At 70.6% G+C, this 18,749-nt stretch carries 13 protein-coding genes; 7 read left to right on the top strand and 6 right to left on the bottom strand.

Going from position 1 to position 18,749, the window contains the following annotated elements; genetic code table 11:
• The first annotated feature begins 100 nt into the window (after positions 1 to 100).
• Positions 101 to 2,167 carry an MMPL family transporter gene (locus BKA14_RS06350; RefSeq protein WP_221477232.1) on the top strand — a complete coding sequence of 689 codons (2,067 nt, stop codon included), beginning with the start codon at positions 101 to 103 and terminating at the stop codon, positions 2,165 to 2,167.
• Here BKA14_RS06350 and BKA14_RS06345 read toward each other — a convergent pair.
• Both BKA14_RS06345 and BKA14_RS06340 read right to left on the bottom strand, forming a co-directional pair.
• Positions 2,151 to 3,200, bottom strand: a complete 1,050-nt coding sequence (locus tag BKA14_RS06345; protein ID WP_184949982.1) for a hypothetical protein — start codon at positions 3,198 to 3,200, stop codon at positions 2,151 to 2,153. The two genes, BKA14_RS06350 and BKA14_RS06345, sit on opposite strands and share 17 nt — an antisense overlap.
• A gap of 2 nt (positions 3,201 to 3,202) precedes the next feature.
• On the bottom strand, positions 3,203 to 3,694 hold the full coding sequence (locus tag BKA14_RS06340; protein WP_239092446.1) for an RNA polymerase sigma factor: 492 nt from the start codon (positions 3,692 to 3,694) through the stop codon (positions 3,203 to 3,205).
• Between the two features lie 201 nt (positions 3,695 to 3,895).
• Here BKA14_RS06340 and BKA14_RS06335 point away from each other — a divergent pair, with 201 nt between their 5' ends.
• Positions 3,896 to 5,110, top strand: a complete 1,215-nt coding sequence (locus BKA14_RS06335; protein ID WP_184949980.1) for a GTP-binding protein — start codon at positions 3,896 to 3,898, stop codon at positions 5,108 to 5,110.
• A 47-nt stretch (positions 5,111 to 5,157) separates the two neighbouring features.
• Here BKA14_RS06335 and BKA14_RS06330 read toward each other — a convergent pair whose 3' ends face one another.
• Positions 5,158 to 5,934, bottom strand: coding sequence for an ElyC/SanA/YdcF family protein (locus BKA14_RS06330; RefSeq protein WP_184949979.1), 777 nt, complete (start codon positions 5,932 to 5,934; stop codon positions 5,158 to 5,160).
• A 216-nt stretch (positions 5,935 to 6,150) separates the two neighbouring features.
• On the opposite strand from BKA14_RS06330, the gene BKA14_RS06325 reads away from it, so the two are divergent.
• Positions 6,151 to 7,512, top strand: coding sequence for a cellulase family glycosylhydrolase (locus BKA14_RS06325; RefSeq protein WP_184949978.1), 1,362 nt, complete (start codon positions 6,151 to 6,153; stop codon positions 7,510 to 7,512).
• Positions 7,513 to 7,601: 89 nt separating this feature from the next.
• The gene (locus tag BKA14_RS06320; protein ID WP_184949977.1) at positions 7,602 to 8,225 is read left to right on the top strand and encodes a ribonuclease FAU-1 family protein; all 624 of its coding nucleotides are present in this window, start codon (positions 7,602 to 7,604) and stop codon (positions 8,223 to 8,225) included.
• Between the two features lie 901 nt (positions 8,226 to 9,126).
• Here the strand turns inward: BKA14_RS06320 and BKA14_RS06315 are convergent.
• The 3 genes from BKA14_RS06315 to BKA14_RS06305 all read right to left on the bottom strand — a co-directional run bounded on the left by BKA14_RS06315 (position 9,127) and on the right by BKA14_RS06305 (position 12,719).
• Positions 9,127 to 10,497 (bottom strand): glycoside hydrolase family 43 protein, encoded by a 1,371-nt coding sequence (locus BKA14_RS06315; protein ID WP_184949976.1) that lies wholly within the window; start codon positions 10,495 to 10,497, stop codon positions 9,127 to 9,129.
• A gap of 26 nt (positions 10,498 to 10,523) precedes the next feature.
• Positions 10,524 to 11,393, bottom strand: a complete 870-nt coding sequence (locus tag BKA14_RS06310; RefSeq protein ID WP_184949975.1) for a family 43 glycosylhydrolase — start codon at positions 11,391 to 11,393, stop codon at positions 10,524 to 10,526.
• A 180-nt stretch (positions 11,394 to 11,573) separates the two neighbouring features.
• Positions 11,574 to 12,719 (bottom strand): AI-2E family transporter, encoded by a 1,146-nt coding sequence (locus tag BKA14_RS06305; RefSeq protein ID WP_184949974.1) that lies wholly within the window; start codon positions 12,717 to 12,719, stop codon positions 11,574 to 11,576.
• A gap of 99 nt (positions 12,720 to 12,818) precedes the next feature.
• On the opposite strand from BKA14_RS06305, the gene BKA14_RS06300 reads away from it, so the two are divergent.
• From BKA14_RS06300 to BKA14_RS06290, 3 genes are all read left to right on the top strand, one after another.
• Complete coding sequence (locus BKA14_RS06300) at positions 12,819 to 15,650, top strand: ATP-binding protein (protein WP_184949973.1); 2,832 nt, start codon at positions 12,819 to 12,821, stop codon at positions 15,648 to 15,650.
• A 9-nt stretch (positions 15,651 to 15,659) separates the two neighbouring features.
• A complete protein-coding gene (locus tag BKA14_RS06295) occupies positions 15,660 to 18,101 on the top strand; it encodes an excinuclease ABC subunit UvrA (protein WP_184949972.1) in 2,442 nt (813 codons plus the stop codon).
• A gap of 162 nt (positions 18,102 to 18,263) precedes the next feature.
• Positions 18,264 to 18,740 carry a hypothetical protein gene (locus tag BKA14_RS06290; RefSeq protein ID WP_184949971.1) on the top strand — a complete coding sequence of 159 codons (477 nt, stop codon included), beginning with the start codon at positions 18,264 to 18,266 and terminating at the stop codon, positions 18,738 to 18,740.
• The last annotated feature ends 9 nt before the right edge of the window (positions 18,741 to 18,749 follow it).

Below are 18,749 nucleotides of genomic sequence, written 5' to 3'. Positions count from 1 at the left end.
GACGAATACGAGCGATGACTCGTAATCTCCGGAACACGAACAGTCGCTCGTATTTCCGTGACTCGGAGAGGCTAACATGCCGATCTTCCGGCACCGTCGCTTGATTCTCGTTCTCGGACTGCTGATCACCCTCGCCTGCGCCGCCGTGGCCGCGGGCGCTCTGAACTCCTTCGTGCTGAGCCGCTGGGAGGCTCCGGGCACCGAGTCCGTACGGGCTCAGGAGGTGCTGGCTCGCGACTTCGCCACCGGTAACGCCAACCTGGTCCTGCTGGTCGAGTCTTCGTCCACTGTGGACGGTCCGGAAGTGCGGGCGGCGGCCGGGCGGGTGGAGGCCCGGCTGGCCGGCGAGGAGCGCGTGGCCGACGTCTGGTCGTACTGGTCGCGCGGCGGCGACCCGACGATGCGCAGCCCGGACGGGCACTTCGCGGTCATCCTCGCGCACGTCGAGGGTGACGCCACCACCGCGCGGGCCTGGATCCGCGGGCACGTCCTGCCCTCGTACACGGCGGACCGGGGCCCGATCGCCGTGCGTGTCGGGGGCGGCGAGGCCGTGTCGAGTCAGGTGAGCGAACGCGCAGCTTCGGACTTCTTGCGGGCGGAGGCGTTGATCGTGCCGCTCATGCTCGCACTCCTGATCTTTCTGTACCGGCGGGTGCGGCTGGCGTTGCTGACGCTCGGGGTCGGCTTGTTCTCGGTGTTCACCACGCTCGCCCTGTTGCGCGTGGTTGCGCGCTTCACCGAGGTGTCGACGTTCGCCGCCAACATCACGCTCGTCATGGGCGTAGGCCTGGGCATCGACTACGGGTTGTTCATGATTGCGCGCTTCCGCGAGGAGCTGACCCGCGGTGCCACCGCCGGCGAGGCCACCGCGATCACCGTACGCACGGCGGGCCGCACGGTCGTGTTCAGCGGGCTCACGGTCGCGGCCTCGCTGTCCGCGCTGTTCGTCTTCCCGTTCCCGTTCCTGCGCTCGTTCGCCTACGCGGGCGTGCTCGTCGTCGTCATGGCCGTGCTCGGCGCACTGACCGTGTTGCCGGCCGCGCTGGGAGTGCTCGGTCCGCGCACCTTGCGCCGCAATCCGCCACCGGTGAACCACCACGGCTTCTGGTATCGGCTCGGTACGCGCGTGATGCGCCGTCCCGTTCTGTTCGCCGCGGCCGGGCTGGTGCTCGTCGGGGTGCTCGGCGCGCCCGCCCTGGGCCTGCGGATCGGCCTGCCCGACGACCGGGTGCTGCCGCCCACGGCGTCCACCCGGCAGACGTCCGACCTGTTACGAGCCACCATCCCGTACGAGCCCAGCGATGCTCTGCAAGTCATCGTGCCGGCCGGGGACTCGGCGCCGCTCGCCACCGCGCTCTCCCGGGTTCCGGGCATCGCCCAAGTCAACGCGCCGACCGGGGTTTACGCCGCGGGGGCCCGGCAGCAGCCGTTCGCCGATCCGGCCGCCCTGATCAGCCCTTCCACCGTACGGCTGGAAGCAGTCCCCACCCGGGCTGCGCTCGCCGGCACCGACGTTCCCGAACTGGTCGAGCACGTGCGGGCGCTGGCCCCGGAGGCGATCGTGGGCGGCTTCCCGGCCGAACTGAGCGATTTCCGCGCCGCGCTGACGAGCCGGATCCCGATCGTGGCGGCCATGATCCTGGCCATTTCGTTCGCCGTCCTGTTCGCGATGGCGCGCAGTCTGCTCATCCCGCTCAAGGCGACGGTGCTCAACCTGCTCAGCCTGACCGTGATGTTCGGGGTGCTGGTGACGGTCTTCCAGAACGGCGCGTTCGCGAACGTGCTCGGCTTCACCCCGATCGGCACGCTCGATCCAGCGTTCCCGATCCTGATGTTCTGCGTCGCCTACGGGTTGTCCATGGACTACGAGGTGTTCCTGCTCTCGCGGATCAAGGAGCGCTACGACCGTACGGGCGACAACACCCGCTCGGTGCTCGAAGGACTGCAGCGCAGTGCCCCACTGGTCACCGCGGCCGCCGCGATCCTGGCCGTCTCGTTCTCCCTCTACGCGACCGGCGAGGTCATGTATCTGCAGATGATCGGGGTGGGCACCGCGGTGGCGATCGTCGTGGACGCCAAGATCATCCGCGGGGTGCTCGTTCCGTCGCTCATGCGCCTGGCCGGACGCGCGAACTGGTGGGCGCCGTCGTTCAGGTGGCAATCGTGATCGGCTTCAGCAGGTGCGCCCCTGGAGCGCTCGGTACGGCCACCGCACGGACGTTCCGCTCGTCCAGCCACGCCATGTCGACGATCACCTGGCCCGCTGCGCCGTCGGCCGTGGCCGCCGGTCGATCGGCCAGGATCGTGCCGTCCTCGGTGCTGAGCACGGCCACCCGTACGGCGCCCTTCTTCTGGTAGGCCACCGCGACACGCCCGGTCGACGGCGACAGCCGCAGACCGATCACCTTCCGGCAGCCCAGGCCGGTCACCGGCAGCTCCCGCAGCGCCGACAAGGACCGCAGGTCGAGCAGCAGCGGACGGCACGAGCGCGGCGACTCGGCCGTGACCAGCCTGTCCCCCACCACGTCGGAACCGTCGAGGGCGGGCAGCGTGCGGCTCGGGGGATCGCTCATCGACTGGATGACCAGCCGTTCGAGCCCGCCGGCCAGATCGTGCTCGACGAGGCCGGGTGGGCGCCACAGATACGCTGTGGTGCCGGTCGCCGCGACCAGGGCGACCGGCTCATGGTCCTGCTGGATGTCGCGCTGCACCAGGTCGCCGCCGGGCTGTTCGACCGAGAGCAGCATCTCGCGGCCGGCGACCGGTCCGAGCGAGACCATGCGCCCGTCGGGCAGCAGGATCGCCTTCGACGTGTCGTCAGTCCCGCTGACGGGATGCGGGACGATTTTTCCCTCCGGGGTCAGCTCGCCGACGGCCAGGTCGCCGCGGAGCTGGATCGGGTCGGTCTGCTGGGCCGTGGTGAACGCGCCGGAGGCCATGGTGAGGATGAGGCGCTGAGCCGGTCCGGTCGGGGTGACCGCGACGGCAGGCTGGATGTCGGGCCGCTGCTGCCGCACGGCCAGCCCGCCGCCGACGAGCCCGGCCGCCACGGCGACAGCGGTGAAGGCAACGGCGGCCCGTCGCCGGGTGCGACGGCGGCGGGCCCGGCGGTAGATGTCCGGCAGCTCCCCCGCGTACGGGAGCCTGTTTTTCCCCGCGGAGCGCACCGCGACCTCGACGCTTGACGGAATTCGGTCCATGCTCACTCCTCGGTGCTCAGCTCGGTGCGCAGGGCGGCCAGCCCGCGGGAGAGGCGGCTCTTGACCGTTCCCTCGCTCAGCCCGAGGGCTTCGGCCGTCTCGGCGGTGGACAGATCGAGCAGAATGCGGCACGTGATGACCGCTCGTTGCGGCAACGGCAGCGCGGCCAGGGCCAGCAACGTGCCGTCGGGGGTCGCGTCGGCCACCGGATGGTCCAGCCCGTCGATCGGTGGCGTCTCCCGGCGCAGCTTGCGCCAGAACGAGGTGGCCCAGTTCAGGCCGACCCGGAAGACCCAACCGGCCGGGTTGTCGAGCGTCGCCACCGTCGACCACTTCGCGTAGGCGCGGGCCATGGCCTCGTCGACGGCCTCCTGCGCCAGCTCGTCGCGGCGCAGAGTGACCGCGAGCGCGCGATATATCCGGTCGACGTGCGCCCGGTAGAACGCCTCGAACTCGCGGGTCTGGTCGGCCGCGCGGGGCTCTGCCGGGGACATAGTCGGAACCACCATGCCCGATACACGCACTCGCACCGTGCGAGGTTCCCAGAGATTCCGGCTTTCTCCCAGGCCGGGGTGGGCCCCGGCAATGCAGGACGGCCTTCACGACGCCAATCCGCCCGTGCCGGCGGATCCTCCTCCGGGAGATCTCCGGGCGCGCCTCTTGCTAATGGGAATCGTTTCCAACAAGATGAGGACATGACCGATTCACGTCCTCGGGTGACCGTTCTGGCCGGGTTCTCGTCGGCGGCCACGGCCGCAGCCGCGCGGGTGCTCCTGCTGGCCGATCCGGCGCTGGTGCTTCTGAGCCACGACCTTTCCGGCGTACGGGACGGGGTCGTCCGGCGCAGTGTGCGCGATGCTGCGCGAGTGCTCGAGAACGCGCAGACCCGGCTCGTGCACGGCTGCGTTTCCTGCACACTTCGCGAGGATGTGCTGCCCGCCCTCGTACGGCTGGCTCGGGACCGCCCGGGTCGCGACATCGTGCTGGCCCTGCCCGCCGTGGTGGAGCCGGAGGCACTGGCCGCGGCGTGTGCGGCGTCGCCCGCGGTGAGCGAAGCTGTCCGTTTCGATTCGTTCGTGACCGTCGTCGAGGCGGCGTCGGTGCTCGACGACCTGTCCAGTGCTGAGCGGTTGCGCGACCGTGGACTGCACTCGTCCGGCAATGATCGCCGCCGGGTGGCCGACGTGGTCAGCCGGCAGATCGAGTTCGCCGACACATTGCTGGTCTGGGACCGCCCCGGCAACGACCCGTTCACGACCGGGCGGGTCGACTCGCTGTTGCACCGGCTCGCGCCGTGGGCCGTGCACGTCCGGGTCGGCTCGACCCCGTCGATCAACGTCACGGCGCTGTCGGCCTCGCTGCGGCAGCGCGACCGGCACGATCCGGGCGTGCCGGGCATCCTGACCCGCGCGATGTGCGGCTTCCCGATCGGCATCCACGACCCCGACGGCGAGTACGGCGTGAACGCGATGCTGTTCCGCAGCCACCGCCCGTTCCACCCCGCCCGCCTGCACGAGGCCTTGGCCTCGATCGCCGGCGAGGCCCTGCGCGGTCGCGGCCAGACCTGGATCGCCAGCCAGCCCGACACCGTGATCGGCTGGGAGTCCGCCGGCGGCGGCATCGTGCTCGGCGGCCTGGGACGCTGGCTGGCCGCCCTGCCGGAGGACCGCTGGCCCGAGGCGAACGGCCTGCGCCGCCTGGCCGCCGACGTCGGCTGGGACCCGTACTACGGCGACCGCCAGACGGTCCTCTCGCTGGTGGGCCTGAACATGGACGTCGACCGAACGAGCCGCCGCCTGACCGCCTGTTTGCTGGACGACACCGAACTCTCCGCGGGCGAAGATGCCTGGCGCACCCTTCCGGACCCGTTCGCCGGCCTGCTCACCCCGGCCACAGCCGAGACCGACTGAGCACGACCCGCACTCGCGGGCTGCGCGGACCGTTTCGCCGTACGGGATCAGGAATCGGACCAGCGATCGTCGGCGGCACGGGGCGTGCCGGCCCCGGCTGCCCGCAAAGCTCGGTAGGCGTCGGTGACCGCGGTAGGGACGTCCACGTGCGCGATGAAGTGGCGGCCGCGAGGTCCGTAGCCGTTCTCGTCGTCGGCGAGGCGGGGGATCTCGCCCATGAGCAGGGACACGTAGCGGTCCGGCGACCACATGCCGATCGGCGGGTTCGCGAAGGCCGGCTCGCCGTCGACGAGATCGATGTGGGTGCGGTGGGCGGCGTAGTTGACGATCCGCACGTCGGGGGCGTGCAGCCGGAAACCGGCGTCCATGCGTCGCTGCATCGAGGCGTCCTGCACGATCAGGATGCGCCGGTGCGGGAGGCGGGCCGCCGCGAGCTGGGTCAAGGTGTTGCGGACGTTGCTGCCGCAGTTGGTCGATTCGTGTTCCAGCAGGTCGACGGCGATGCCGTGGCGGTCGCGCAGGTATTGGTCGAACAGGGACGCTTCCGATCGGGCGTCGACGTCCGGCCCGGCAAGTGCGCGGCGCAGGACGTCGGTGGAGTGGCCCTGGCCACCCACGATCATGTAGTGGCGGGCCAGACCGGCGGTGGCGATGCGGGCGAAGACGTCGGCGCCGGCGAGGATGCTTCCGCCGTACAGGACGGCGACGTCCACGGGGCCGCCCGCCGCGGACTCGACGGCTTCGCGCGTCAGATCGTCCACGTCGCGCATCGCGCAGAAGTCGACCAGCGTGTTGACGTGGGCCGCGGCCACGGAGTCGATCATGCGGTCAAGGGTATAGGCATCGATCGATTGCGATGGCGTGCGGCGGGGATTACGGTGTGGTGACCGCAGCTGCGCGCCGGCCGTACCGGGCCGGGCGTGACAGCGGTGAACGGCGCGATGCGCTGCACCGGCGGGGGCAAAACTCCTGGTAGAACCGGTGAGACCGCATAGTGGGCGCGCTGACGTTACGTCACGTCCCCCACTTTGAGGTAGGTCATGAAGAGGAAACTCACCGTCCTCGCCAGCGCTCTGCTCGCCGCCGCCGCATCTGTTCTGTTCTTCACCGGGCCCGCGTACGCGGCTACGGGGCTGCACATCGTCGGCCGTAACATCGTCGAAGCGAACGGGTCGACGTTCGTCATGCGCGGCGTCAACCACGCGCACACCTGGTACACGAACCGGACGGGCTCGTTCGCCGACATCAAGGCGGCCGGGGCCAACACCGTACGGGTGGTGCTCAGCGGTGGGCGCTGGACGGCGAACACGGCGGCCGACGTCACGAACGTCATCGCGCTGTGCAAACAGAACAAGCTGATCTGCGTCCTGGAGAACCACGACACGACCGGGTACGGCGAGGACGGCGCCGCGTACACGCTCGACCAGGCGGCCAACTACTGGATCGGCCTGAAAAGTGTGCTGGTCGGCCAGGAGGACTACGTCGTCGTCAACATCGGCAACGAGCCGATCGGCAACACCGACCCGGGCCAGTGGACGGCGGCGACGGTGGCCGCGATTAAGAAGATGCGCACGAACGGTTTCGAGCACCTGCTGATGGTCGACGCGCCCAACTGGGGCCAGGACTGGACGTACGTGATGCGCGACAACGGCCAGACCATCCTCGATGCGGACTCGAGGAAGAACACGGTGCTGTCGATTCACATGTACGCGGTGTTCAACACGGCCAGTTCGATCGTGAACTACCTGAACACGTTCGAGAGCAAGGGCTGGCCGCTGGTCATCGGCGAATTCGGGTGGCAGTTCGCGTCGGGAGAGGTGGACGACGCGACGATCCTGTCCGAGGCGGTCAAGCGCAACCTGGGCTATCTGGGCTGGTCGTGGTCGGGCAACACCGACCCGGTCCTCGACATGACGACCAACTTCGACGCCACTCAGCTCACCACGTGGGGTCAGCGGATCGTGAACGGCCCGAACGGCCTCAAAGCCACGGCCAAGCAGGCCACGATCTTCGGTGGTACGCCGACGTCACCGCCCCCGGGCCCGACGGACTCGCCGACACCCACGCCGACACCGTCACCGACCACACCGCCCCCGCCGACCGGCGCCTGCTCGGCGACGTACGCGGTGACCGGACAGTGGGGTGGCGGTTTCCAAGCGGACGTCAAGGTGACCGCGGGCACCAGCGCGATCAAGGGCTGGACGGTCAGTTGGACGTACGGGAACGGGCAAACCGTGTCGCAGGCGTGGAACGCCACCGTGACCAGCAGCGGGACGGCCGTGACGGCGCGCCACGTCAGCTACAACGGCAACCTGGCCGCCGGTGGGTCGACCCAGTTCGGCTTCCTCGGCTCGTGGAACGGAACGAACAGCGTGCCCACGCTGACCTGCACGGCAAGCTGAGCAACGGGTGAAAGGGCGGGTCCCGTACGGGGCCCGCCCCTTCGTCGCCCTTTCGCCGTCAGGTGATGCCGGGCGGCTACTGTCACGCCATGCCGTTCACTCCCGGACAGATCGTGCTGCGCAGGTATTGGCGGGACGGGCGGAACACGTTCGTCAAGCCGATGATCGTGGTCGCCGACGACGACGCGGGGCTGCTGCTGTGGATGGCGGCCGGCAGCGAGATCGCCTTGATGCGCGACGCCGACGGGCGGACCCTGCACGACGTCGCGCTCGACGAGATGCGCGCACCGGCCCTCGAGCGCGACCGGTTCCGCGACAACGACATCCTGGTGCTGATGCCGCCCGGCGCGGCGTACTCGGTGTGGTGGTTCTTCCGCGCCGGCACGTTCCACGGCTGGTACGTCAACCTCGAATCGCCCATCACCAGGCGCGCCGACGGCGTCGACACCACCGATCACGTGCTCGACGTGGTGATCGACCCCGACCGCGGCTGGACGTGGAAGGACGACGACGAGTTCGCCGCCCGCATCGGCCACCCCCAGTACTTCGACAGCGCGGCCGCAGCCGAGATCCGAGCCACCGGCGAGCACCTGATCGAGCTGGCCGAGGCGGGCGCGTTCCCGTTCGACGGCACCCACACCCGCTTCCACCCCGACCCGGCGTGGGGGCCACTCACTCTTCCCGCACCACCGTCCGCCAGTCCATCTCGGTGAGCCGCCGGTCCTCGTCGATCACCACGTGTCCCCAAGCCGCCGACCGGTTTCACGCCTCCGTCGCCCCCGGGCACACCCGCTCACCGTCGTAGCGCCGCGCCCGGCCCACCGTGAGGCCCCGCAACCGGGACGGGGCCGCCCGGCGCACCAGGCCGGCTCCGGCCGACAACCACGCATCCGCATCCACACGATCCCCCGCAGGCGGCAAGGCACCTTGCGCAGACGGCGGCGCCGAGCGCACAAGCGGCGGCATTGAGCGCGCGGTCGACGCAACTACGCAGACCGCGCAACGAGTGCCGCGACCGCCAGCGCTGACGCTGAATGCCCGAGAGACGGCACAGACCGCCCAGATCACCGGGACAAGCGGCGCAGACCGAGAGAGCGACGGCGTTAAGTGCGCAAGAAGCGGCGTTGGGCGCGCAGTCGCCACCGAACACTGCGCCGACAATGACGCGGACCGCGCGGGCGATGGCGCGGACTGAGCGAAGGCGGCGCAGCATGCGCGGGGGCGGCGTTGAGCGCGCAGACGATGGCCAGCACTGCGCGGGCTGAGCGAACAAAGACGCAGACCGCGTGGGCGATGGCGCGGACTGAGCAAAGGGGGCGCAGCGTGCGCGAAGGGTGGCGCGGACTGGGCGGGTGGCGGGGATGGTGTGCAGGCCGTTTGGTGCAGGGTGACGACGGCAGCGTCAGGCCACCGGGTGAGCGTTCGTGGGCGTGGGGAATGGACGGGCCACCTCGGCGCGCCGGTCGGTGAACCGTGGTGCCGCACGCCGCGGCGGCCGACGTGTGGGGACGTGCCGTCGTAGGACTGCGACACAAGGCGGGGCGCTGTGCGGGGATTCCTGGTGGGCTGGTTGGTCTTCGGCCGGCATGGGGCAGCGATCGGGCTCGGCCGCCCCTAGTAGCCGATGCGGAACGTGGCGTCCTGCTTGTCGGTTGTGGCGGAGCTGCTCGTGATCGGGTCGATGCGCAGGGCGTAGCCGGAGTGGCGCAGGTAGCGGTCGGGGAAGTTGTGCGAGCGGAAGGACGTCCACGAGGTGTCGGCGAGACCGGCGGTCTGGTGGAACGTGGCGTCGGCGCGGAAGGTGGCCGTGCCGTCGTTCGCGGCGAGCACCATCGCGTAGTTGGAGTGGCGCAGGTAGCGGTCGGGATAGTTGACCGAGCGGAACGACACGCCCGCCGAGTCGGCCAGGCCGGGCACCAGGGTCCAGAGCTGATCCTGGTACGGGTCGAAGGGGTACACGTCGATGCGGGCGGCGCCGTTGGCGTGGCGCACATAACGGTCCGGGAAGTTGTACGACTTGATCCGGCGCCACGACGGGGTTCCGTACGCCGAAAGCAGACCGGAAAGCTCGGACGCGGTGATCGGCGTGATGCCCAGATGCTTGGAGTTGAGCGGCTGGGTGTAGGAGCGGTCGTTCAGCAGCGACCAGGAACCGCCGGCCACGTCGGTGGTCTGCCAGCAGAAGAAGCGGCCGTTCGGGCTCCACGTGTCGCCCCACATGTGCCACAGGTTGGCGGTGTTGGATTTGACGATCTGCGGGGCCTCGACGCCGCGGCCGGGGCCGATCGCGCCGGTGTAGACGCTGAAGCTGCCGGGGTTGAACGATGATGAGCGGGTGCCCAGCAGCGTGCTGTTCGTGTTGTTCTTGTAGTACATGTAGTTCACTCCGCTGACGGTGACGAAGTTGCCGTCGATCGCGTCGTAGCCGGGGTCGAAGAACACCTGACCGGTGGTCGCGGTGACGAAGTCGCTCGTGTAGCTGACCATCAGGACGTTGTGGCCGCCGACGACCGCCGAGTAGACGACGGCGTACTGCCCGCGCGCGGGGTCCCAGACGGCCTCGGGCGCCCACGCGTGGGTGGCCAGCGAGTGCACCTTGAGCAGCCGGTAGTTGCGGAACGAGCGCAGGTCGGCCGAGTCCCAGACGTGCAGGTACTGACTTTGGTACGCCCAGTCGGTGCCGTTCAGGTCGGTCGCGATCACGACGAACGTGCCGTCCTGTCTGCGCAGGATGAACGGGTCGCGCAGGCCGCCGCTGCCTTGGGTGGGGTCGGCGACGGGGTTGTTCTGGTTGAGCGGCGTCCAGTTGAGGCCGTCCGAGCTGACCGCCAGGTGCACGTTGTAGCTTGCGGCGGCCATGGTGGGCGACTCGGTGAAGTAGGCCATCGCGTAGCCGGTGTAGGTGGCGGCCTGCGCGGCGCCGGGCCGCAGGAGCGCTCCGACGCCGGCGGCTCCGGCCGCGGTGAACAGGGTGCGACGCTTCATCGACATCTCCGTGGGGGCGACGGGGGTTACTTGGGGATGGCCGTGCCGTGGCGGCAGCCGGAGCAGCTCACGGGGCTCAGGCCGGTCCACGTGGTGAGGTCGGTGCTGGTGGCCGTGTAGATGCCGCCACCGGTGCTGTAGCGGTCCACGTAGATGCGCCAGCTGCCGTCGTCGAGCCGGACCAGCGAGGGTCCCTCGTAGCCGGACGACCACAGGCGGCCGCGGTTGATCCAGCCCGTGGTCAGGCCGGCCGTGGTCGTCCAGTGCTCGATGTATTTGCTGGTCTCGTCCTTGGTGAACGCGTGCCAGGTGCTGCCGGACTTCACGACGTACGTGTCGATGTGGTTGGTTCCGAGACCCCACATCTGCGCCGGCCCGCTCCAGGATGTGAGGGCGGTGTTCTGGGCGGTGTAGACGTACGGGCGGAAGCAGTTGGCACACGTGGTGGCGGCGACGCTGGTAATGATGCGGACCGTGCCACCTTCGACGGAGAACTCGGGCGCCCACGTGAAGCGGGTGTTCGCGATGCCCGACGGGATGCTGGCGACGTTCGTCCAGGTGGTCAGGTTCGTGCTGCTGGCGACGTTGAAGTAGGTGGAGTTGGTCGTCCAGGACTGCACGGTGTAGGCGATGTAGTAACGCCCGTTGTGTTTCAGGATGCTCGGATCGCGCAGGACTCCGGTCGGGCCGTGGAAGTTGGTGTCGGCCAGCACGCTGTAGCTGGTGCCCCCGTTGGTCGACTGGTAGAGCCAGAGCTCCTCGTCGGCCTGGGCGTCGCCCTTGAAGGTGGCGTAGACGAGGGTCGTGGCCGCGCTGGCCGGGGTGGGCACGACCAGGACGGCAGCCGCGCCGAGGAGGGCGGCCAGCCAGCGGGTGAGCCGTTGCCGAGTCTTCATCGCTCTCCTCGCGTTTGTTATCGTTAACACACCAAGCCGAAGATCACTGCCTGCAATTTAGGTCCGAAAATCTCGCAAGACAGCGAAGTTGCTGAATGATTTCGTTAACGTTGCCAAGCTGTCAAGGCGTGACGAGAAAGGGGCACGCCGTGACGACGTGCCCCTTGCGGAGAAGACTGGTCAGACCATCGAAGGCTGTTCACCGTCGGGGGCCGGGTCCGTAGGATGATCGGGTCCGGGCTCCGGCTCGGGCGGCGGCGGCTCGTCGCTGAGTTGCTCGCGGATGTAGCGGTAGACCACCGAGATCAGGGCGGCCACCGGCACGGCCAGCAGGCTGCCGATGATGCCGGCCAGCCCGCCGCCCAGGGTCACGGCCAGCAGGACCACCGCGGCGTGCAGGCCCAGGCCCCGGCTCTGCACCATGGGCTGGAAGACGTTGCCCTCCAGCTGCTGCACGGCCACGATGATGGCCAGCACGATCAGCGCGTCCACCCAGCCCTGGGTGACCAGCGCGATCAGCACGGCCACGAAGCCCGCGAAGAGCGCGCCCACGATCGGGATGAACGCGGTGATGAAGGTCAGCACGGCCAGCGGCAGCACGAGCGGCACGCCGACGATCCACAGGCCGAGGCCGATGAAGACCGCGTCGAGCAGGCCGACGAACGCCTGCGAGCGGACGAACGCGCCGAGCGTGTCCCAGCTGCGGCTCATCACCGTGGGGACGTCGGTCGCGAGCCGGCCGGGGAGCTGGCGGCCCAGCCACGGCAGGAAGCGCGGGCCGTCCTTGAGGAAGAAGAACATCAGGAACAGCGCCAGGACCGTGGTCACCACGCCGCTGACCACGGTGTTGAGCCCGGTCAGGGTGTAGTTGACGATGCTGCTGGCGCGGCTCTGCAGCTCCGCCACAACCGTGTCGAACGTCTGGCTGATGTCGTCGTCGCCGAAGTTGAGCGGCGGGCCGGACGCCCATTCGCGCACCTGCTGGATGCCGTTGACCACGCCGTCGGCGAGCTCGCCGGACTGGTTGGCCACCGGCACGATGATGACGACCAGCACGCCCGCCATGATCACCAGGAACAGCACGGTGACGACGCCGGCGGCCAGGGCGGGCTTCCAGTTCCAGCGGTTGCGCAGGAAGCGAGCGATGGGCCAGGTCAACGTGGTGATCAGCAGCGCGATCACCAGCGGCCAGATCACCGACCAGGCCCGGCCCATCACCCACAGCAGCACGTACGCCATGAGCAGCACGACCAACGTCTGCGCCGACAACACGGCCGTGGTGCGTAACGCGGACTTGGTCTTGTCCGCATTCAGAGAGGCAGGCATGCCGATCACCTTAGAGAGGACAGCCCCGGCGCGCTTGACGCCGCGCCCGCATCGACGCCCGGGAAGCTCACGCGGGCGAGCACCGAGAACAATAGGTCCATGCCGTACGGGGTCCTGGGTCCGACGCTGGCCGGCCGGTCCGCGGCGACCGGCGGTGCGCGGCAGCGTGCGCTTCTTGCGCGTTTACTGCTCGATGCCGGCCGGACCGTGCCGCTGCCCCGGCTCATCGACGACGTCTACGGCGACGAACCCCCGGCCGGCGCGGTCAACGCGGTGCAGTCGGGCGTCTCCCGGCTCCGGCGTGACATTCCCATCTCGTACGACGGTTCGGGTTACCGGCTCGACGTCGAGCGGGACGAGGTCGACGTGCACCGCTTCGCCCGGCTGGCCGCGGCGGGGCGCGACGCGCTGCGCCGCTCCGACTTCGCCGCGGCGAGCCCGCTGCTGACCGAGGCGCTCGCGTTGTGGCGGGGTGAGGCCCTGGCCGACGTACGCTCGGCGCCCTTCGCGGCCGGGGCGGCCGACCGGCTCGAGGAGTGCCGGCGGCAGGCCGTGGAGGACAGGGCCGACGCCGGCCTGGGCCTGCGACCGTCCGACGACGCCGTCGACGAGTTGCGCACTTTGCTGGCCGCGGCGCCGTTGCGTGAACGGGCCTGGGCGTTGCTCATGCGCGCCCTGGTCGCCGGTGGACGGCCGGCCGAGGCGCTCGCCGTCTTCGAGGAGGCGCGCCGCACCCTGGCCGACGAACTCGGGGCCGACCCGTCGCCCGAGCTGGCCGCCGTGCACACCGCGGTGCTGCGCGGCGCTCCCCTGGCCGGCAATCGCCTGCCCGCCCCGCTGACCAGCTTCGTGGGCCGCGACGAGGACATGTCCGAAGTTGCGCAGTTGTTGCGCACCGCCCGTCTGGTGACGCTGCTCGGGCCCGGCGGCGCGGGCAAGACCCGGTTGTCGCTCGAGGTGGCCGCCCGGCGGACCGGCGCCGTTCTCGTCGAGCTGGCGGGCACCGGCCCGGCCGACGTGCCGCGGGCCGTGGCCGACGCGCTCGGCCTGCGCGAGACCGCCCTGCTCGACCGGCGCAGCGACGGGCCCGACGCCGTCGAGCGTCTGCTGGCCGCGCTGGCCACCCGCGACGTGCTGCTCGTGCTGGACAACTGCGAGCATGTCGTCGCGGCGGCGGCCGCCCTGGCCGGCCGGTTGCTCGTGGGGTGTCCGGACCTGCGTGTTCTGGCCACCAGCCGCGAGCCCCTCGGCGTCACCGGCGAGGTGCGCCGGCTCGTCCCGGGGTTGCCGGCCGATTCCGCCGTACGGCTGTTCGCCGACCGTGCGGCCGAGGTGACGCCCGGGTTCACGCTGGACGCGAGCACCGAGCCGGCCGTGCGCGACATCGTGCGTACGTTGGACGGTTTGCCTCTGGCCGTGGAGCTGGCCGCCGCCCGGTTGCCCGTCCTGGGCGTCGAGGAGCTGGCCCGGCGGGTCGGCGACCGCTTCCGGGTGCTCTCGCGGGGCAGCAGCACGGCCGCGGAACGGCATCGCACACTGCGCGCCGTCGTCGCCTGGAGCTGGGACCTGCTGACCGAGCAGGAACGAACACTGGCCGCGCGGTTCACGGTGTTCCGCGGCGGCGCCGGGCTCGACGCGATCGAGCAGGTGTGCGGGCCGGCAGACGGCACCCTCGACGTGCTCGACGGCCTGGTCAGCAAGTCGCTGATCGAACGCGACGGTTCGCGCTACCGCATGCTGTCCACCATCCGCGCGTTCTGTGCGGAACAGTTGCGCGAACCCGGCACCGTCGTGCAGACCCACGCCGCGTACTTCCGTTCGTTCGCGCAACAAGCCGATGCCCGTTTGCGCACTCCCGACCAGTTGGCGTGGCTCGACCGGCTCGACGCCGACCGCGACAACCTGCACGCCGCGGTCCGCCACGGGCCCGCAAGCGACGGCCTGCGGCTGGTGGCGGCGCTGTCGTTCTACTGGTGGCTGCGCGGCGCCCGCGGCGAGGCGTCGGTCCTGGCCCGCGAGCTGCTCGGCCGGGTCGGGCCGGTCGCGCCGGACGGGCTGGCCGAGGAGTACGTGCTGTGCACGCTCAACGCGGGGCTGACCGGTCCGCCCGTCCCCGGCCTGCATCCCGCCCTGTTCCTTTCGGGCCTGGACCGTCCGCCGGCCCAGCCTTTCCTGCTCTATCTGTCGGCAGTCGCCGCCGGCCCGCCCGCGAACCTGCAGGGCAACCTGCTCGACGTGCAGGACGCGCTGACGGCCCGGCTCCGCGGATCGCCGTGGAGCGAGGCCCTGGCCGCGATCGGCGGCGGCTGGCTGGCCCTGTTCGACGGGCACCCCGAACGGTCCACGCCCGAGTTCGAGAAGGCCCTGGCCGGTTTCCGGGCGCTCGGCGAACGGTGGGGCATGATGCTCGCCCAGTCCGGGATCGCCGAGATGGCCGTGATCCGCGGTGACCACGCCGCCGCCCGCGCGCCCATGGACGAGGCGCTGCGCCTGGCGGCCGAGCTGCGCTCCTCGGTCGACCTGGCCGACCTGCTGCGCTCCCGCGGCGACGCGCGCATGCTGACCGGCGACGACGAAGGCGCGGCGGCCGACTTCGCCCGCGCGATGAGCCTGGCCGCCGAGTGCGGCGCGACCGAGCTGGTGGCGGCGGCCCGGGTGGCCGAGGGGCGGCTGGCCCTGCGCCGCGGCGACGCGTCCCGGGCCCGCGACCTCTGCCTGACCGCGCTGGCCGAATGCCCGTCGGGCTGGTACTCGGCCGACGGCACCCGCTTGACCATCTTGCTCGCGCTGGGCCGTGCCGCCGAGGCGCTGGGCGACCCCGCGGAGGCGGCCGGCTGGTATCGCAAGGTGGCCGCGGACGCCGGCGGCCCCGACGGGGCGAACGCTGTGGCCGAGGCCACGAAAGCCCTGGCGGCGCTCGACATGGGCTAGAACTGAATCATGAAACTGCCGGACACCCTGCCCCGCTTCATCGAGGCCCGCGGCGTGCGGCACAACACGCTGCGCGACCTCGATGTCGACATTCCCCTGTGGCACACGGTGGTGATCGCGGGCGTGTCCGGCTCGGGCAAGACGTCGCTGGCCATGGGCACCCTGTACGCCGAGGGCCTGCACCGGTTCCTGGAGGGCCTGAGCACGTACAGCAGAAGGCGGCTGACCCAGGCCCAGCGGCCCGACGCCGACCGCATCGACCACCTCCCGCCGGCCCTCGCGCTGCGGCAGCGTCCGCCCGTGCCGGGGCCGCGCAGCACCGTGGGCACGATGAGCGAGGTGCTCAACGTGCTGCGGCTGACCATGTCGCGGCTGGGCACGCACCGCTGCCCCAACGGCCACGACGTGCCGCCGTCGATCGAGACGCAGGCGATGGAGATCTCGTGCCCGACGTGCGGGGTGCGCTTCGAGGCGCCGGGGGCCGAATCGTTCGCCTTCAACTCGTACGGGGCGTGCCCGCGCTGCGACGGCATCGGCACGGTGCACGAAGTCGATCAGGCGACGCTCGTACCGGACCCGGGCAAGACGATCGCCGAGGGGGCGGTGCTGCCCTGGAACGTGGGTGGGCGGCGGCTGAGCATGTACGCGGCGGGTGAGCTCGGGGTGCGGCTCGACGTGCCGTACGGGGAACTCTCCCGGCGGGAACGCGAACTCGTCATGAGTGGCGAGCCGGTGAAACAGCTGGTTGTCGTGTCGGGCAAGAACGGACGGCCGGTGCAGCTCAACGTCACGTACGACAATGCTGTCACCGCCGCCCTCAAATCCGATAAGTCACGGTTCTTGAGCACACAAGTGTGCCCTCTCTGTGAGGGCTCCCGGTTGAATGCCGCCGCATTGGCGTCGCGGCTCGACGGGCGGAATCTGGCGTCGATCAGCTCCCTCGGTTTGGCGGACTTGGCGGACTTCGCCGGCGGGCTGGCCGCGCTCATGCCGTCATCCCTGAGCCGGCTCACGGCCGGGCTGGTCGGCGAACTGACCGGCGCCGTCCAGCCGCTGCTCGACCTCGGCCTCGGCTACCTGGCGCTGGACCGGGCGGGCGGCACCCTGTCGACCGGCGAACGGCAGCGGATCGAACTGACATCGACCGTACGCTCCAACACCACAGGCATGCTGTACGTGCTCGACGAGCCCTCCGTCGGGCTGCACCCGAGCAACGTCGAAGGACTGCGCAAGACGATCGGCGCGCTCGCCGCCAACGGGAACTCCGTGGTCATCGTCGAACACGACCTGGACGTGATCCGCACCGCCGACTGGATCATCGAGATGGGCCCCGGCGCGGGCCGGCTGGGCGGGACGGTCGTCGCCACCGGCACACCGGCCGCCATCATGAGCTCGCGGGCATCGATCATCGGGCCGTACCTGGCCGGACGAGCGTCGGTCGGGCGCGAATTGCGCGCTCTGCCGGACTCGCGCGTCACGCTCACCGTCAAGAACCTCTACAACCTGCGCGACGTCACCGCCCGCTTCCCGATCGGCCGGCTCACCGGCGTGGCCGGCCCGTCCGGAGCGGGCAAGACCGCGCTCGTGCTCGACAGCCTGGTCCCCGCGGCCCGGGCCCGGCTGGCCGGCGCGGTGCTGCCCGCCCACGTGCAGTCGCTCGACCTGGGCCCGCTGCGTCAAGTGGTGGAGATCGACGCCACCCCGATCGGCCTCAACGCGCGCTCCACACCGTCGACGTACTCCGGCGCCTTCGACGCCATCCGTGCGCACTTCGCCGCCCACTCCCGCCTCGGCGCCGGCCACTTCTCGTTCAACACCAAAGACGGGCAATGCCCCACCTGCACAGGGCTCGGCTCGATCGACCTCGACGTGCAATACCTGCCCGACATCAACGTCGAATGCCCCACCTGCCACGGGGCGCGATACAACGAGCAGACCCTGGCCGTACGGGTCGACGACCTGACCATCGCCGACGTGCTCGGCCTGACCGTCCGCGAGGCCCTCGACCGCTACGCCACCGTGCCCGCGATCGCCCGGCCGCTGCGCCCCATCGTCGACGTCGGGCTCGACTACCTGCGCCTCGGCGAACCCACACCCGCGCTGTCCGGCGGCGAATCGCAGCGGCTACGCATCGCGGCCCGGTTGCGCAGCAGCCAGCGGGACGTGCTCTACGTGCTGGACGAGCCGTCGACGGGGTTGCACCCGGTCGACATCGGCACCCTGGTGCGCGTCTTCGACCGTTTGCTGGACGACGGCGCCACCATCGTGGTGATCGACCACGACCTGGACGTGCTGGCCGCATCAGACCACGTCATCGACATGGGCCCGACGGGCGGGCCCGAAGGCGGACGCATCGTGGCCGAAGGGAGACCGGCCGCCGTCGCCACCGATCCGAACAGCGTCACCGGCCCGTATCTGGCTGCCCACCTACCCCCAGTGGATCGAGCCTGACTACACGGCCCACCCTCCCTTGGGGGTCCCCCGCCACTGCCGATTCTACCGATCGCGAGCGATCTTCACGGGACCCCCTGTGGACAACCCGGAATTGTGGACAACTCTTCGGGGCGCCGCAAACTCGGTACCGTGGCGGCCATCCAGCGGAAGGAGCGACCGGTGATCACAGAGCACGAGGCGGCGGTGGATGCGTTGCTGCGCAAGCCTTTCCCCGAGACCGCGTACGGGCGGCGGGCCGCATTCGGAGGCGCCGACCACCACGTCGTCCGATTGTCGGCGAGCCCCGAGTTCTGGGAGGACCGCAGCGAAGACGTCGTCGGGCCGGCCCGCGAGGCCATCGAAGGCGAACACGACCTGCTCGCCCAGGCACTGAGCGCGCGGTGGGGTCCGGCGGAGTCTGTTTCCCTGCTGCCGCCGGCCCATGACGACGCGGTGACCGAGTTCTTCGGCAACTGGACGGGCGAGATGCTCGCCTGGTCGTGTCCCGAGTTCGGGCGGTGGGTGGGGTTGGCGGTCGTGCAAGCGGATCCGGAGCTGCCGTTCGAGCTGTTCGTGGCGGTGAGCAACGGGCCGCACCCGCCCGGCGACGCAGCTCCGCGGGCCGAAGGCCAGCCGACAGGTGCGGCCGGTCCCTGACGGCAGCGA

The organism is Paractinoplanes abujensis (genome assembly GCF_014204895.1).
In the GTDB taxonomy this organism is placed as follows: Bacteria; Actinomycetota; Actinomycetes; order Mycobacteriales; family Micromonosporaceae; genus Actinoplanes; species Actinoplanes abujensis.
The sequence above is the reverse complement of the archived record's forward strand: the minus strand, read 5'-3'. Positions and strand labels throughout refer to the sequence as shown.